The sequence below is a fragment of the Micromonospora pisi genome, assembly GCF_003633685.1.
GTDB classification, from domain to species: domain Bacteria; phylum Actinomycetota; class Actinomycetes; order Mycobacteriales; family Micromonosporaceae; genus Micromonospora_G; species Micromonospora_G pisi.
On the sequence record NZ_RBKT01000001.1, the window covers coordinates 6,538,248 to 6,553,071 of the forward strand.

A 14,824-nucleotide genomic window follows, 5' to 3' on the forward strand; every position below is an offset into this window, starting at 1 on the left:
TCATCTCGTCGTCTCGGGGGCGGGGGCGGGGGCGGGCGCGGGTGCGCTCGGCGCGGTGGTCGGCGGTGTACCGGGGTGCCGCACGGTGAAGACGTGCGCGGGCTGGTGCGGGTCGAGGCCGACCACGTTGTGTTGGCCCCACTCGTACCGGGCGCCGCTCAGTTCGTCGTAGACAGTGAACCGGTCGGACCAGTCCAGCCCGAGCGCGGGCAGGTCGAGGCTGAGGTTGGCCCACTGGGCGTGGTAGGGGTCGAGCGAGCAGGCCACCAGCACGGTGTTGCCGGTCTGCGGGTCCCGTTTGGACCAGCAGAGCAGTTGTGGGTTGTCGCTGTGGTGGAACCGCAGGTTGCGCAGCCAGTGCAGCGCCGGGTTCCTCCGCCGTACGGCGTTGAGCCGGGCGATGAACGGGGCCAGGGACCGCCCCTGCGACTCGGCCGCCGTCCAGTCCCGGGGCCGCAGTTCGAACTTCTCGCTGTCCCGGTACTCCTCGCCGCCGGGCAGCGCCTCGTGTTCGAGGAGTTCGAAGCCGGCGTAGATGCCCCAGGAGGGGGAGAGGAGGCTGGCCAGCACCGTACGGATCTTGAAGATCGACGGTACGCCGTGCTGGAGCGGCTCGGGCAGGATGTCCGGGGTGTTGGGCCAGAAGTTCGGCCGCATGTAGTCCGCCGCCGCCAGCAGTTCGGCGCAGTACTCGCGCAGCTCGTCGGCGCTGTTGCGCCAGCTGAAGTAGGTGTACGACTGGGTGAACCCGATTTTGCCGAGGCCGTGCATGACGGCCGGCCGGGTGAACGCCTCGGCGAGGAAGAGCACGTCCGGGTCGAGGCGCTTGACCTCGCGGATCAGCCACTGCCAGAAGTCGAACGGCTTGGTGTGCGGGTTGTCCACCCGGAAGATCCGGATGCCCTGCCCGACCCAGTGGGTGACCACCCGCAGGATCTCGGCCCGGATTCCCTCCGGGTCCCGGTCGAAGTCGAGCGGGTAGATGTCCTGGTACTTCTTCGGTGGGTTCTCCGCGTACGCGATCGACCCGTCGGCGAGGGTGGTGAACCACTCCGGGTGTTCGGTCACCCAGGGGTGGTCCGGCGCGGCCTGAAGTGCCAGGTCCATCGCGACCTCGAGGCCGACCTCGTTGGCCGAGGCGACGAACCGGCGGAAGTCCTCGATGGTGCCGAGGTCGGGGTGGATGGCGTCGTGTCCGCCCTCGGCGGCGCCGATCGCCCAGGGCGAGCCGACGTCGTCGGCCGACGCGGTCAGGGAGTTGTTGCGGCCCTTGCGGTTGATCCGGCCGATCGGGTGGATCGGCGGCAGGTAGAGCACGTCGAAGCCCATCGCGGCGACGCCCGGCAGCCGGCTGGCGGCGCTGGCGAAGGTGCCGTGTTCGGCCGGTTTGCCCTCGGACGGCGGGGCGATCCCCTCGGAGCGGGGAAAGAACTCGTACCAGGCGGAGAAGAGGGCGCGTGGCCGGTCGGTCCAGATCGGATGGTCGTCGCTGCGGGTGACCAGGCGTCGTACCGGATGTTCCCAGAGCAGCTCGGCCAGGTCGAGGGCGGGGCGCAGCCGCAGGTGCAGCGGCAGTTCCGGGTCACGCAGCGCCGCCGCGGCGGCCTTCACGTCGCCTTGCGCGTCGGGCGGGACCAGCGCCGACGCCGCGTCCATCAACGCCGCCCCCTCGGCGAGGTCGTTGCCGAGTTCGGCCACGTCCTGCCCGGCGGCGGTCTTCTTGGTGACCGCGTCGCGCCAGGTCAGGTACGGGTCGTCGAACGCCTCGACGGCGTACGTCCAGGCGCCGACGGCGTCCGGCACGATGTTCGCGTACCACCGGTCGTCCCAGTCCGGGCGCATCCGGGTGAACGGTCGTGACACCCCGTCCGGGCCGGTCCAGACGACGTTGCAGCCGAGCGCCCGATGCCCCTCCCGGTAGGCCCGCGCGCTGACCGGCACCAGTTCGCCCACCACCGCCTTGGCGGGGTAGCGACCGCACGCCACCGCCGGGGTGATCTCTTCGATCGGAAACCGTCCCGTCACGGTTGCCAACCTACTGCCCCGGCCGCCCGGCCGCCCGGTTGAAATCCGATCGTCCGGTCGCACCGCAGCCCGGAGCGGTTTTCTTGATCAGGTGAGCGGGAGCACCGAGCGGTAGACCCCCATCGTCCGGTCGGCGATGGCGTCCCAGGAGAAGTGCTCGACCGCCCGGCTCCGTCCCGCCCGGCCGAACGCGGCCGTCCGGTCGGGGTCCGCGAGCAGGGTGTTGAGCGCCGCCGCCAGGTCGGCGACAAAGCGTTCGGGCGCCAGTGGGGTGCCGGTGCCGTCGTTGGCCTGTTCGATGCCGACGAGCAGACCGGTCTCCCCGTCCGTGACCACCTCGGGGATGCCCCCGGTGGCGGTGGCGACGACGGCGGTCTCGCAGGCCATCGCCTCCAGGTTGACGATCCCCATCGGCTCGTAGATCGACGGGCAGGCGAAGACCGTGGTGTGGCTCAACACCTGGATCACCTCGTGCTTGGGCAGCATCTCGGCCACCCAGACCACCCCGTCCCGGGTGGCGCGCAGTTCCGCCACCAACGACTCCACCTCGGCCGCGATCTCGGCCGTGTCCGGGGCACCGGCGAGCAGCACCAGTTGGGTCTCCGGCGGCAGCGACCGGGCCGCCCGGAGCAGGTACGGCAGGCCCTTCTGCCGGGTCACCCGACCGACGTACGTCACGCTGGGGCGGTCCGGGTCCACGCCGAGGCGGCGCAGTACGTCGGTGCCGGGGTCCGGGGCGTACTGCCGGGTGTCGATCCCGTTGTGGACCACCCGGACCCGTTCGGCCGGCACCTCCGGGTAGGCGGCGAGCAGGTCGCGTTTCATGCCGGCGGAGACCGCGATCACCGCGTCGGCGGCGCCCAGCGCGGTCCGTTCGCTCCAGGAGGAGAGGGCGTAGCCGCCGCCGAGCTGCTCGGCTTTCCACGGCCGCAGTGGCTCCAGGCTGTGCACCGTCACCACGTGCGGCACCCCGTGCAGCAGCTTGGCGACGTGGCCGGCGAGGTTGGCGTACCAGGTGTGGCTGTGCACCAGGTCGGTGCCGGCGCATCCGGCGGCCATGGCCAGGTCGACTCCCATGGTGCGCAGCGCCGGGTTGGCGCCGGCCAGCTCGACCGGCTCCGGGTACGCGGTCACCCCGGCGGGATCGTCTGGGCCGGTACGCGGCGAGCCGAAGCAGTGCACCCGCAGGTCGGCCAGGCGGCGCAGTTCCCGGGCGAGGTACTCCACGTGCACTCCGGCCCCGCCGTACACCTCGGGCGGGTACTCGCGGGTGAGCAGGTCGATCCGGAGTCGTCCGTCGTCGGGAGCGGTTTCGGCCACGTTCCGCACACTAGTCCAGCCTGTTGCCTCGTACGACTGGTGCGAACGGCCGGGTGTGGTTAGCGTCGGTACATGTCGCCGAAGGTCCTCGCCATCGTCCTGGCTGGCGGCGAGGGCAAGCGCCTGATGCCGCTCACCGCCGACCGGGCCAAGCCGGCCGTGCCGTTCGGCGGCATGTACCGAATGATCGACTTCGTCCTGTCCAACCTGGCCAACGGCGGCTACCTCAAGATCGTCGTGCTGACCCAGTACAAGTCGCACTCCCTCGACCGGCACGTCACCATGACCTGGCGGATGTCGAACCTGCTCGGCAACTACGTCGCCCCGGTCCCCGCCCAGCAGCGCCGTGGACCCTGGTGGTTCGCCGGCTCGGCGGACGCGATCTACCAGAGCTTCAACCTGATCAACGACGAGAAGCCGGACTACGTGATCGTGTTCGGCGCGGACCACATCTACCGGATGGACCCCCGGCAGATGGTGGCCGACCACATCGCCTCCGGAGCCGGCGTCACCGTCGCCGGGATCCGCCAGCCGCTGCACCAGGCCGACCAGTTCGGTGTGATCGAGGTGGGGCCCGACGGCCGCCGGATCCAGGCGTTCCGGGAGAAGCCCACCGACGCCCGGGGGCTGCCGGACTCGCCGGGGGAGATCTACGCCTCGATGGGCAACTACGTCTTCACCACGAAGGTGCTCTGCGAGGCGGTCGAGCGCGACGCGGCGGACAAGTCCAGCCGGCACGACATGGGCGGCAGCATCATCCCGATGCTCGTCGACCGGGGCGAGGCGAACGTCTACGACTTCCGCGACAACGAGGTGCCGGGCAGCACCGAGCGGGACCAGGGCTACTGGCGCGACGTCGGGACGCTCGACTCGTTCTACGAGGCGCACATGGACCTGATCGCCATCCACCCGATCTTCAACCTCTACAACTCGGCCTGGCCGATCTACACCGACCACCCGCCGTGGCCACCGGCCAAGTTCGTGCACGGCTGGCAGGAGCGGGTGGGACGCGCCGTGGGCTCGATGATCTCACCCGGGGTGATCGTCTCCGGGGCGCTGGTGGAGAACTCGGTGGTCTCGCCGAACGTCCGGGTCAACTCGTGGGCGCACGTCGAGGGTTCGGTGCTGATGGAGGGCGTGGACATCGGCCGGCACGCGGTGGTGCGCAACGCGATCCTGGACAAGTTCGTGGTGGTCCCCGAGGGGGCCGAGATCGGCGTGGACCTGGAGCGTGACCGGACCCGCTACACCGTCTCCGAGGCCGGGATCGTCGTCATCGGAAAGGGCCACCGGGTCGAGCCGTAAGGTCAGCTCATACACCCGGCGCCGCAGCACAGCAGGCTCCGCGCCAGAGCCAGGAGGAGAACACGCCGATGTCGGTCCACGCCCGCGCCGGTCAGCCCGCGTCACCCGCTGACCTGGTCGACGTACCGCACCTCGTCACCGCGTACTACACCGAGCATCCCGACCCGACCGACCCCGGTCAGCAGGTCGCGTTCGGCACGTCCGGGCACCGCGGGTCGAGCCTGAACACCGCGTTCAACGCCGACCACATCGCCGCGATCACGCAGGCCACCTGCGAATACCGGCGTGAACAGGGGGTCGACGGCCCGCTCTTCCTCGCCCGGGACACGCACGCGCTCTCCGAACCGGCGATGGTGACCGCGCTCGAGGTGCTGGCGGCGAACGGGGTGACCGTGCTGATCGACAGCCGGGACGGCTACACCCCGACCCCGGCGCTGTCACACGCGATCCTGACCCACAACCGGGGCCGTACCAGCGGCCTGGCCGACGGCATCGTGGTCACCCCGTCGCACAACCCGCCGACCGACGGCGGCTTCAAGTACAACCCCACCCACGGCGGGCCGGCGGACACCGACGCCACCCGGTGGATCCAGGACCGGGCCAACCAGCTCCTGACCGACGGGCTCGCCGGGGTCCAGCGGATCCCGTACGCGCGCGCCCGGACGGCGCAGACCACCGACCGGTACGACTTCCTCGGCGCGTACGTCGACGACCTGCCCTCGGTGGTCGACCTCGCGGCGGTCCGGGCGGCCGGGGTGCGGATCGGTGCCGACCCGCTCGGCGGGGCGAGCGTCGGCTACTGGGGGGAGATCGCCGAACGGCACAAGCTGGAGCTGACCGTGGTCAACCCGGCCGTCGACCCGACCTGGCGGTTCATGACGCTGGACTGGGACGGCAAGATCCGGATGGACTGTTCGTCCCCGTACGCGATGGCCTCGCTGATCGCCGCGCGGGCCGACTACCAGATCGCCACCGGTAACGACGCCGACGCCGACCGGCACGGCATCGTCACGCCGGACGCCGGACTGATGAACCCGAACCACTACCTGACCGTCGCCATCGCGCACCTGTTCCGGACCCGCTCGCAGTGGTCCCCGCAGGCCGCGATCGGCAAGACGCTGGTCTCCTCCTCGATGATCGACCGGGTCGCGGCCGACCTCGGGCGCACCCTGATCGAGGTGCCGGTGGGCTTCAAGTGGTTCGTCCCGGGGCTGCTGGACGGCTCGGTCGGGTTCGGCGGCGAGGAGAGCGCGGGCGCCTCATTCCTGCGCCACGACGGCTCGGTCTGGACCACCGACAAGGACGGCATCCTGCTCTGCCTGCTCGCCGCGGAGATCCAGGCGAGTACGGACCGGTCACCGAGCGAGCACTACGCCGATCTGGTGGCCCGGTTCGGCGAGCCGGCGTACGCCCGGATCGACGCCCCGGCCGACCGGGCGCAGAAGGCGGCGCTGAGCAAGCTGTCGCCGGAGCAGGTGACCGCGACCGAACTGGCCGGTGAGGCGATCACCGCGACGCTGACCAACGCGCCGGGCAACGGGGCGCCGATCGGCGGGTTGAAGGTCACCACCGAATCCGGCTGGTTCGCCGCCCGCCCGTCCGGCACCGAGGACGTCTACAAGATCTATGCCGAGTCGTTCCAGGGACCGGAGCACCTGACCCGGATCCAGGAGGAGGCCCGCGCCCTCGTCACCGAGGTCCTCGACAAAGCCTGACCACGCGAAAGGAAGGGCCCCTTGTTAACGCTGTGCGTTAACAAGGGGCCCTTCCTTTCGCTTTTAAGCGGCTGAATGTCCCAGCGGGTTGGTATAACGGTCGAGTCATTGTGAGGGGCGTGCGACGCGGCCCTGGACGACCTACCCGTTGGGGGACGGTTTCTTGAACTCAAGTGTGGATCTCGCAATTGAAACGTCCGGACTTGTGAAAATATTTGGCGCCAACCGGGCGGTCGACGGTGTTGATCTCGCCGTACCGGCCGGCACGGTCTACGGATTCCTCGGGCCGAACGGCGCGGGCAAGACCACCACCATCCGGATGCTCGCCACCCTGTTGCGCCCGGACGGCGGCGCGGGGCGGGTCTTCGGACACGACATCGTCCGCGAGGCCGACGCGGTGCGCGCCCGGGTCGGTCTGACCGGGCAGTACGCCTCGGTCGACGACGAGCTGACCGGTCGGGAGAACCTGCTGATGCTCGCCCGCCTGCTCGGCTTCGGCTGGGGCCCGGCGGGGCGGCGAGCTGACGAACTGCTCGCCGCGTTCGGGCTGACCGAGGCGGCCGGGCGGCTGGTCAAGACGTACTCCGGCGGGATGCGGCGTCGGCTGGACATCGCGGCGAGCATCGTGGTCACCCCGGACCTGCTCTTCCTGGACGAGCCGACAACCGGTCTCGACCCGCGCAGCCGCAACCAGGTCTGGGACATCGTCCGGGCGCTGGTCGCCTCCGGCACCACCGTGCTGCTCACCACGCAGTACCTGGAGGAGGCGGACCAGCTCGCCGACCGGATCGCGGTGATCGACCACGGGCGGGTGATCGCCGAGGGGACCAGTGGTGAGCTCAAGGCGTCGGTCGGGGCCGGCGCCGTACGGGTCAGACTGCGTGAGGCCGAGCAGCGGAGCGCCGCCGAGCTGGTGCTCACCGAGGCGCTCGGCGTGCCGGTGGTGCTGGAGGCGGACCCGCTCGCCCTCTCGGCCCGGGTCGCCGACCCGGCGCGGGTGGCGACCGCGCTCGCCGAGCTGACCCGGGCCGGGCTCGCGGTCACCGACTTCTCGCTCGGGCAGCCGAGCCTCGACGAGGTCTTTCTCGCCCTGACCGGCCACCGCGCCGAGGACGGCGCCCAGGAGAGCACCGAGGAGGTGGCGGCATGACCAGCACGACGACGATCGCCCGTCCGGTGGACGAGGACGCGCTGCGTGCGGTGCTCGCCACCCGGTCGCGCCCGCCCCGTCCGAGCGCGTTCTCCGCCTCGGTGACCTTCGGTTGGCGGGCCATGCGCAAGATCCGGCATGTGCCGGAACAGCTCTTCGACGTGACCATCTTCCCGGTGATGCTGACGCTGATCTTCACCTATCTGCTCGGCGGCGCGCTGGCCGGTTCACCCCGCGACTACCTGCAATACCTGCTGCCGGGCATCCTGCTCCAGACGGTTGTCATGATCACCATGTACACCGGGATGACGCTGAACAACGACATCACCAAGGGGATCTTCGACCGGTTCCGTACGCTGCCGATCTGGCGGCCGTCGGCGATCGTCGGCGCCCTGCTCGGCGACGCCCTCCGCTACGCCCTCGCCTCGGCCGTGGTCATCGGACTGGGGCTGCTCCTCGGCTTCCGTCCCGGCGGCGGGGCGATCGGCGTGCTGCTCGGGGTGCTCCTGGTGCTGCTCTTCTCGTTCAGCCTGACCTGGGTCTGGACCATGTTCGGCCTGCTGCTGCGGACGCAGAACTCGGTGCTGGGGGTGAGCATGCTGGTGCTCTTCCCGCTCACCTTCGGCAGCAACATCTTCGTCAACCCGAACACCATGCCGGGCTGGCTGGAGGCGGCGGTTCGGGCCAACCCGATCAGTCACGCGGCGACCGCGGTCCGCGGCCTGATGGCCGGTACGGCCACCGCCGGCCAGATCGGCGCGGTCCTGCTCGCCTGCCTGGTCCTGGTCGGGATCTTCGGCCCGGTCACCATGTACCTCTACCGCAACAAGCGGTAGGTCGGTCACTCCGAGGTTCTCGGCGGAATCGGCGGGGCACATGTGGGGATTATCCGGGGACTGGCAGTACGTGGATAAATGACGGATATCCCCGGACTGCTAGTACCTGGATGGTTCCGCCCGGCCGTCGCACAGTCGAGTCATGACTACGTCGACCCGGGCCGTACCCGGCCACTGGATCAACGGCGAGATCGTCGCCGGATCCCAGCAAGCCACCATTACCGTCACAAACCCAGCGAACGGTGACATCGTCGCGGAGGTGCCCGCCGGCTCCTCCGCCGATGTCGACCTCGCCGTCACCGCCGCGCGTGCCGCCTTCCCCGGGTGGGCCGCCACCTCTCCGGCACACCGCGCCGCCATCCTGAACCGCATCGGCGAGGGGCTACAGGCCCGGACCGAGGAGATCGCCACCACTCTCACCGCCGAGATGGGCTCGCCGATCAGCATGTCCCGTACCGCCCAGGTCGTCTTCCCGGTCGCGGTCGCACAGTCGTTCACCGCCCTCGCGGCCGACTTCGCCTGGACCGAGGAGGTCGGCACCTCACTGGTCGTACGCGAACCGATCGGCGTCGTCGGCGCGATCACGCCGTGGAACTTCCCGCTACAGCAGATCGTGTCCAAGCTCGCGCCCGCCCTGCTGGCGGGCAACACCATGGTCTTCAAGCCGTCCGAGGTGGCACCGCTGACCGCGCGGATCCTCGCCGAGGTGACCGCCGACGCGGGGCTGCCGCCGGGAGTCTTCAACGTCGTGTACGGCGAGGGCGCCGTCGTCGGTGAGGCGATCTCCGCCCACCCCGACATCGACATGGTGTCGTTCACCGGCTCCACCCGGGCCGGTCGGCGGATCTCCGCGGTCGCCGCGCAGACGGTCAAGCGGGTCACCCTCGAACTGGGCGGCAAGGGGGCGAACCTCATCCTCGACGGCGCCGATCTCGCCGACGCCGCCGAGAAGGGAGTGATGATGGCGTTCAGCAACGGTGGACAGGTCTGTGGGGCCTGGCCACGGATGCTGGTCCCGGCGGCCCGGCACGACGAGATCGTGCGGCTCGTGGTCGCCGCTGCCGCCGCGTACACCGTGGGTGACCCGACGGACGAGACCACCCGGATCGGTCCGATGGCCTCGGAGGAGCACCGGCAGAAGGTCGCCGGTTACATCGAGCGCGGCATCGCCGACGGCGCGACCCTGGTGTACGGCGGACCGGGGCGGCCGGAGGGTCTGGAGAAGGGCGCGTACGTTCGGCCGACGATCTTCGCCAACGTCGACCCGTACTCCGTGATCGCCCAGGAGGAGATCTTCGGCCCGGTGCTGACGATCATCCCGTACGCGGACGAGGACCAGGCCGTCGAGATCGCCAACAGCACCCAGTACGGTCTCACCTCCGGCGTCTTCGGTGAGGGCGAGCACGCGCTCGCGGTCGCCAGGCGGCTGCGTACCGGTCAGGTGGACGTCAACGGCGGCCAGTGGAACCCGTTCGCCCCGTTCGGTGGCTACAAGCAGTCCGGCAACGGCCGCGAGTTCGGCCGGATGGGTCTCGAGGAGTTCCTGGAAACCAAGTCCATCCAGCGCTGATCACCCTAACCTGCGCGAAAGGAAGGGCCCCTTATTAACGCTATGCGTTAATAAGGGGCCCTTCCTTTCGCTACGGGCGTGCGGGGGTGCTGCTGCCGAGAAGGTGGTTGAGCGACCGGGCGACGAGGTCGTCCCGGGCCGCCGGGGCCAGCCCTTCCAGGCCGAAGCCGAGGTAGACGGTGTCCGCGGTCACCACCGCGGAACCCTCCTCGAACGCCGACTGGCCGTGCGACCAGTCGTTCGAACCCGGCACCGAACCAGCCGGCGGGCCGGGAATCGTCCAGCCACCCAGGTCCGTCTCGAACGACGTCTCCGCGACGGTGACGCCGTCCTTGGTCACCTTGGTGTCGTCAACGAAGGCACCGAGGCCCTGGGTCGACCAGTCGGAGACGTACGAGATGGAGAGCTCGACCTGCTTGCCGGCGTACGCCGACAGGTCGACCGCCCACTCCTGCCAGCCACCGGAGGCACCGGTCGCGGCGTTCCACGTACCGGTGCTGCCGGTCGGCGAGCAGTCCGGACCGATGTAGTGGGCGAGCTGCGGGTGCAGTTCGTCCACCAGGCCCTCAGGACAGCTGGCACCGGTGCTGGTGCTGGTGTGACCGTTGGCGTCCGGCAACGTGGTCCAGTTGTCGGTGCCCACCTCGTGCGCCTCGACGAAGGCGAAGTCCCAGTCCGCCTCGATGTCGTGCGACATGAAGAAGCGCAGCTCGCCGCTGGTCGCGCCGGTCAGGTCGACGGTCCGGGTCAACCGCTTGTACGACACGTCCGCCTGTCCGCTGAACACGTACCACCCGCCGGTGCGCGGGTCGAACGGCGCACCGCCCGGCCGACCCCAGCCCGCCGCCGCCGAGCTTGCGAACTGCGGGAACTGGTCCGCCGGCAGGAAGCTCGACGTGGTCAGCAGCGAAGCGGTGTGGTCCTGGTTCGCGGCCGAACCCGGCGCGTTGAGCGTGCCGGTGAACCCGGAGAACGGACCGTCGTTGCCGGCGACCGGGTACGGGTTCCCGTCACCGTCCTGGCCGCCGCCACTGACGTACGTGTAGGCGCCCAGGTAGTACTGCTGGAAATCGTTGAGGATCGGCAGGCAGGCGCCGCCCGGCGCGGCACACTCCGGCGGGGCACCCGGCGCGTAGTAGTACGAACCGTTCGTCGACTGCGCGAAAAGCGCGTTCTTCCCGCTGACGAGTAGCTTGCCACCCTCGTTGAGATAGTCCCGAACGGCGAGTTCGGTGTCGAACGCGGCCTTCGCCGTGGTGCCGGCAACCTGTCCCGGCGCCCGCAGGATCACGTCGTCGCCGGTCTCCCACACCACCGCGTCGTAGTGCGACAGCACCCCGAGCGGGTGGGCCGCCTTCCGACCCCGGGTGTCGAAGTCGTAGACGTCGCTGGTCTTGCCGGCGGCGGTGAGCGCGGCGGTCACCTCGTCGGCGTACTTGGCGCTGGTGCCGGTCTGGACCGGGCTGAGCCCGGTGACGTCCTCGACCGCCAGCACCAGCACGTCCCCACCGATGTCGGTGCTCACCTGGTACGTGAAGTGCTCACTCGCGGTGGGACCACCACCCTTGGGTTTGGTGCCGGTGAACCAGACCTCGACCCGGTCACCCGGCTTGGTGCCGGTCACCGTGCCCCGTAGCTCGGCGTAGTAGTCGTCGTGGGTGTCGCCGTACCGCTCACCACCACGCCATTCCTTGACCTCGACCGACTTCGGGCGACCGCCGTTGACGACGTAGTGCATCTGGACGTTCTTCAGCGACCGGCGGGCGATGGTCGCCACCGGCTGCCGGGTGCCGTACGAGACGTCGAACTTGTCGATCTCGAAGTCCGGGGTGCTGCGACCGACCACCGAGACCGGGTTGTCCGGGGTGGCGGCGGACTTGCCCACGGCGAGTGCGAACGGGATGTTCTTCGCGACCTCGGCGGCGATCAGGTCCTCGTCGTCCGGGAAGTTGAAGCCGCTGGCGCAGTCCTCGGCCAGCCACTCGTCGTTCGGGTCCAAGTTCGAGGCGGTCTCGCAGGTGGTCATCTCGGGGGTGAAGCCGAGCGTGCCGTAGCGGACCGTGGCGTGTGTGTCGGTGTCGCCGTTGGTCGGGTACAGCTCGGCGGAGATGTCCGGGTCGTAGCCGGGGATCGCCGGGTTGGCGTCGTCACCGGCCAGCGTCTCGTAGATCACGTCGTCCGGGGTGGGGGTCTCCACCTGCCAGCCGACGCCGTAGAGCAGCAGCTCGGCGGCGGAGTGGTAGTTGATGTAGAACTCGAAGCCGACCCGGCGGAACAGCCCGTCGAGCGCCTTCGTCTCCGGCTCCGAGTTCGGGCCCGGCCCCCGGTAGGTCTCGCTGGACGGGTCGGCCGACGAGCCCTCGTTGTCGTAGCCCCACTTGTAGGAGAAGTTCCGGTTCAGGTCCACCCCGTCGCCGCTGGTGATCTGACCGTCGCCGTTGATGTCGCGCAGGTTCTTGCGCCACAGCCGGTTGTCCCCGGTGAAGGTGAAGTCGTACCCGTCCGGGTTCGACACCGGCAGGAACCACAGCTCGGTGGTGTCGACCAGCCGGGTGATCTCGGGGTCGGTGCCGTAGTTGTCGAGCACGTGGTGCATCAGCCGGCGGACCATCTCCGGAGTGATCCACTCACGGGCGTGCTGGGCGCCGCCGTAGAGCACGGCCGGGCGCTTGCCGTCCTCGATGTTCTTGGCGTTCTTGGTCACCTTGACCGCGAGGATCGGCTTGCCCTGGGTGGTCTTGCCGATCGTCTCGACCTTGGTCAGCGCGGGGAACCGGGCCGCGGTCGAGGTGATCTCGTCGCGGAGGCCGCCCGGCTCGCTGTAGGAGCGGTACGCCGACCAGCCCTTGGTCGACTGCTCGCGCAGCGCCCGGGAGGCCTCCTTGCCGCGTACCTTCTTGACCGACAGTTGCACACCCTTGGTGGCCAACTTGGCGGCCTGTTCCTTGGTGAGCACCACCTGCACGGCCGACTTGCCGGACTTGTCGACCTCGCCGAGCGCGTGGCCGACGTCGACACCATTATTTCGGAGCACGTCGATCTGTTTGGCGTCGGCCGAGCCGACGTACACCTCAAGGTTGCCGTGGCCACCGCCCGGCGCGGCCGGTGGTGCCGCGCTGACCGGTGTGGTCAGCACCATCACGCCGACCAATGTGAACACGCCGGCGATCGCCAGCCGTGTTTTGCGCATTGCGCCCCCTCGTTCGAAGGATCTCTACGCGCGAGCCTGCTGTGCCGGCTCAGACGTGTCAATGATTCGATCGGTTGTTGTACCCCGGCCTCCGTCGGGCGCTGACCGACCGCTCCGACCGGCCCGCCTGGCGTCAGCCGGCGTTGATGACGCACGCCTGCGGTGCCCCGTCGGTCTGCTCGGCGAGGATGTCCTCGTACACGCCGACCTTGTGGTTGATGAGGTCGAGGGAGTGGGTGAGCTGGGCGATCTGCTGCGTCACCCGCTCGCGGTGTTCGCGCATCAGGGTGAGTCGTTCGGCCTCGTTGCCGGCGCCGTGGCGGACCAGTTCGGTGTAGCGGCGGATGGTCGGCACGGGCATGCCGGAGGCGCGCAGGATGATGCAGACGTGCAGCCACTCCACGTCGTGTTCGGCGTAGACCCGGCGACCACCACTGTCGCGTCGTACGGGCTGGTCCAGGATGCCCTCGCGCTCGTAGAAGCGCAGGGCGTGCACGCTCAGGCCGGTGCGTTCGGCGACCTCTCCGATGCGCAGACCGGGGCTGGTTGTCGGGCTGTTCTCCACGACGGCCAGGGTACGGGCTTGACCTAGAGTCGACTCTAGCTCCTACCGTACGGGCCATGCGTTATCGATATCTCGGCGGTACCGGCATGGAGGTCAGCGTCCATTGCCTCGGCACGATGATGTTCGGCTCGGTCGGCAACGCCGATCATGACGACAGCATCCGGATCATCCACTCCGCCCTCGACCGGGGCATCAACTTCGTCGACACCGCCGACATGTACTCGGCCGGCGAGTCCGAGGAGATCGTCGGCAAGGCCCTGGCGGGTCGGCGGGACGAGGTGGTGCTCGCCACCAAGGTGCACTTCCCGATGGGGGAGGGGCGTAACCGGGGCGGCAATTCGCGGCGCTGGATTCTCCGGGAGGTCGAGGAGAGCCTGCGGCGGCTGCGCACCGACTGGATCGACCTCTACCAGGTGCACCGCCCCGACCACACGACCGACATCGAGGAGACTCTCTCGGTCCTGACCGACCTGGTGAGCCAGGGGAAGATCCGCGCCTTCGGCTGCTCGACCTTCCCGGCGGAGCAGATCGTCGAGGCGTACCACGTCTCCGAGCGGCGGTCGCTCGGCCGGTTCCGGACCGAACAGCCGCCGTACTCGATCCTGGCCCGGGGGATCGAGACGTCCGTCCTCCCGACCTGCCAGCGGTACGGGATGGGGGTGCTGGTGTGGTCCCCGCTCGCCTCCGGATTCCTCAGCGGCCGTTACCGCAAGGGTCAGCCGGTCGACCTCTCCACCGGCCGTCCGTCGATCACGCCGGCCCGGTTCGACCCGTCGATCCCACTCAACGCCACCAAGCTGGAGATTGTCGAACAGCTCGTCGAGGTCGCCGACGGCATCGGCGCCACGCTGCCCGAGTTGGCCATCGCCTTCACCGTGGCACACCCCGCCGTCACCTCGACGATCATCGGTCCCCGCACGATGGAGCAGTTGGACGCCGCGCTCAAGGGCGCGTCGCTCACCCTGGACGACGCCACCCTCGACCGGATCGACGAAATCGTCGCGCCCGGAACCAACGTCTACCCGCCCGACGGTGCCTGGCGCCCTTTGTCGCTCACCGACCCCGCCCAACGGCGCCGGCGTACGGCGTAGGCAAGGTCCTCCGTTCCGCACGGTGAACGCCCGTGACCGGCGCCGGGCAGGCTCGGC

The 14,824-nt window shown here is 69.7% G+C and carries 10 protein-coding genes; 6 read left to right on the forward strand and 4 right to left on the reverse strand.

Going from position 1 to position 14,824, the window contains the following annotated elements:
- Entirely contained in the window at positions 1-2,025 is a 2,025-nt protein-coding gene (locus BDK92_RS28135; RefSeq protein WP_121159405.1) for an alpha-1,4-glucan--maltose-1-phosphate maltosyltransferase, read from the reverse strand.
- Between the two features lie 87 nt (positions 2,026-2,112).
- Positions 2,113-3,345 carry a glycogen synthase gene (gene glgA / locus BDK92_RS28140; RefSeq protein ID WP_121162654.1) on the reverse strand — a complete coding sequence of 411 codons (1,233 nt, stop codon included), beginning with the start codon at positions 3,343-3,345 and terminating at the stop codon, positions 2,113-2,115.
- Between the two features lie 72 nt (positions 3,346-3,417).
- Between glgA and glgC the strand changes: the two genes are divergently transcribed.
- The 5 genes from glgC (at position 3,418) to BDK92_RS28165 (ending at position 9,921) form a co-directional block, all read left to right on the forward strand.
- Positions 3,418-4,650: a glucose-1-phosphate adenylyltransferase gene (glgC, locus tag BDK92_RS28145; protein ID WP_121159406.1), complete on the forward strand. Its 1,233-nt coding sequence runs from the start codon at positions 3,418-3,420 to the stop codon at positions 4,648-4,650.
- Positions 4,651-4,718: 68 nt separating this feature from the next.
- Entirely contained in the window at positions 4,719-6,365 is a 1,647-nt protein-coding gene (gene pgm, locus BDK92_RS28150) for a phosphoglucomutase (alpha-D-glucose-1,6-bisphosphate-dependent) (protein ID WP_121159407.1), read from the forward strand.
- A gap of 163 nt (positions 6,366-6,528) precedes the next feature.
- Complete coding sequence (locus BDK92_RS28155) at positions 6,529-7,515, forward strand: ATP-binding cassette domain-containing protein (protein WP_170208711.1); 987 nt, start codon at positions 6,529-6,531, stop codon at positions 7,513-7,515.
- Positions 7,512-8,351, forward strand: a complete 840-nt coding sequence (locus BDK92_RS28160; RefSeq protein WP_121159409.1) for an ABC transporter permease — start codon at positions 7,512-7,514, stop codon at positions 8,349-8,351. Before BDK92_RS28155 ends, BDK92_RS28160 begins: the two co-directional genes overlap by 4 nt.
- A gap of 142 nt (positions 8,352-8,493) precedes the next feature.
- Positions 8,494-9,921: an aldehyde dehydrogenase family protein gene (locus BDK92_RS28165; protein ID WP_121159410.1), complete on the forward strand. Its 1,428-nt coding sequence runs from the start codon at positions 8,494-8,496 to the stop codon at positions 9,919-9,921.
- A 70-nt stretch (positions 9,922-9,991) separates the two neighbouring features.
- Here BDK92_RS28165 and BDK92_RS28170 read toward each other — a convergent pair whose 3' ends face one another.
- On the reverse strand, positions 9,992-13,111 hold the full coding sequence (locus BDK92_RS28170; RefSeq protein WP_121159411.1) for a M14 family metallopeptidase: 3,120 nt from the start codon (positions 13,109-13,111) through the stop codon (positions 9,992-9,994).
- A 133-nt stretch (positions 13,112-13,244) separates the two neighbouring features.
- Positions 13,245-13,676: a MerR family transcriptional regulator gene (locus tag BDK92_RS28175; RefSeq protein WP_211349391.1), complete on the reverse strand. Its 432-nt coding sequence runs from the start codon at positions 13,674-13,676 to the stop codon at positions 13,245-13,247.
- Positions 13,677-13,732: 56 nt separating this feature from the next.
- Between BDK92_RS28175 and BDK92_RS28180 the strand changes: the two genes are divergently transcribed.
- The gene (locus BDK92_RS28180; protein ID WP_121159412.1) at positions 13,733-14,767 is read left to right on the forward strand and encodes an aldo/keto reductase; all 1,035 of its coding nucleotides are present in this window, start codon (positions 13,733-13,735) and stop codon (positions 14,765-14,767) included.
- Positions 14,768-14,824: the final 57 nt, after the last annotated feature.

Excerpts from the sequence above, each read along its gene's own strand:
- pgm (WP_121159407.1), top strand. The coding sequence starts at position 4,719 with ATGTCGGTCCACGCCCGCGCCGGTCAGCCCGCGTCACCCGCTGACCTG.
- BDK92_RS28170 (WP_121159411.1), bottom strand. The coding sequence starts at position 13,111 with ATGCGCAAAACACGGCTGGCGATCGCCGGCGTGTTCACATTGGTCGGC.
- BDK92_RS28160 (WP_121159409.1), top strand. The coding sequence starts at position 7,512 with ATGACCAGCACGACGACGATCGCCCGTCCGGTGGACGAGGACGCGCTG.
- BDK92_RS28180 (WP_121159412.1), top strand. The coding sequence starts at position 13,733 with ATGCGTTATCGATATCTCGGCGGTACCGGCATGGAGGTCAGCGTCCAT.
- BDK92_RS28165 (WP_121159410.1), top strand. The coding sequence starts at position 8,494 with ATGACTACGTCGACCCGGGCCGTACCCGGCCACTGGATCAACGGCGAG.
- glgC (WP_121159406.1), top strand. The coding sequence starts at position 3,418 with ATGTCGCCGAAGGTCCTCGCCATCGTCCTGGCTGGCGGCGAGGGCAAG.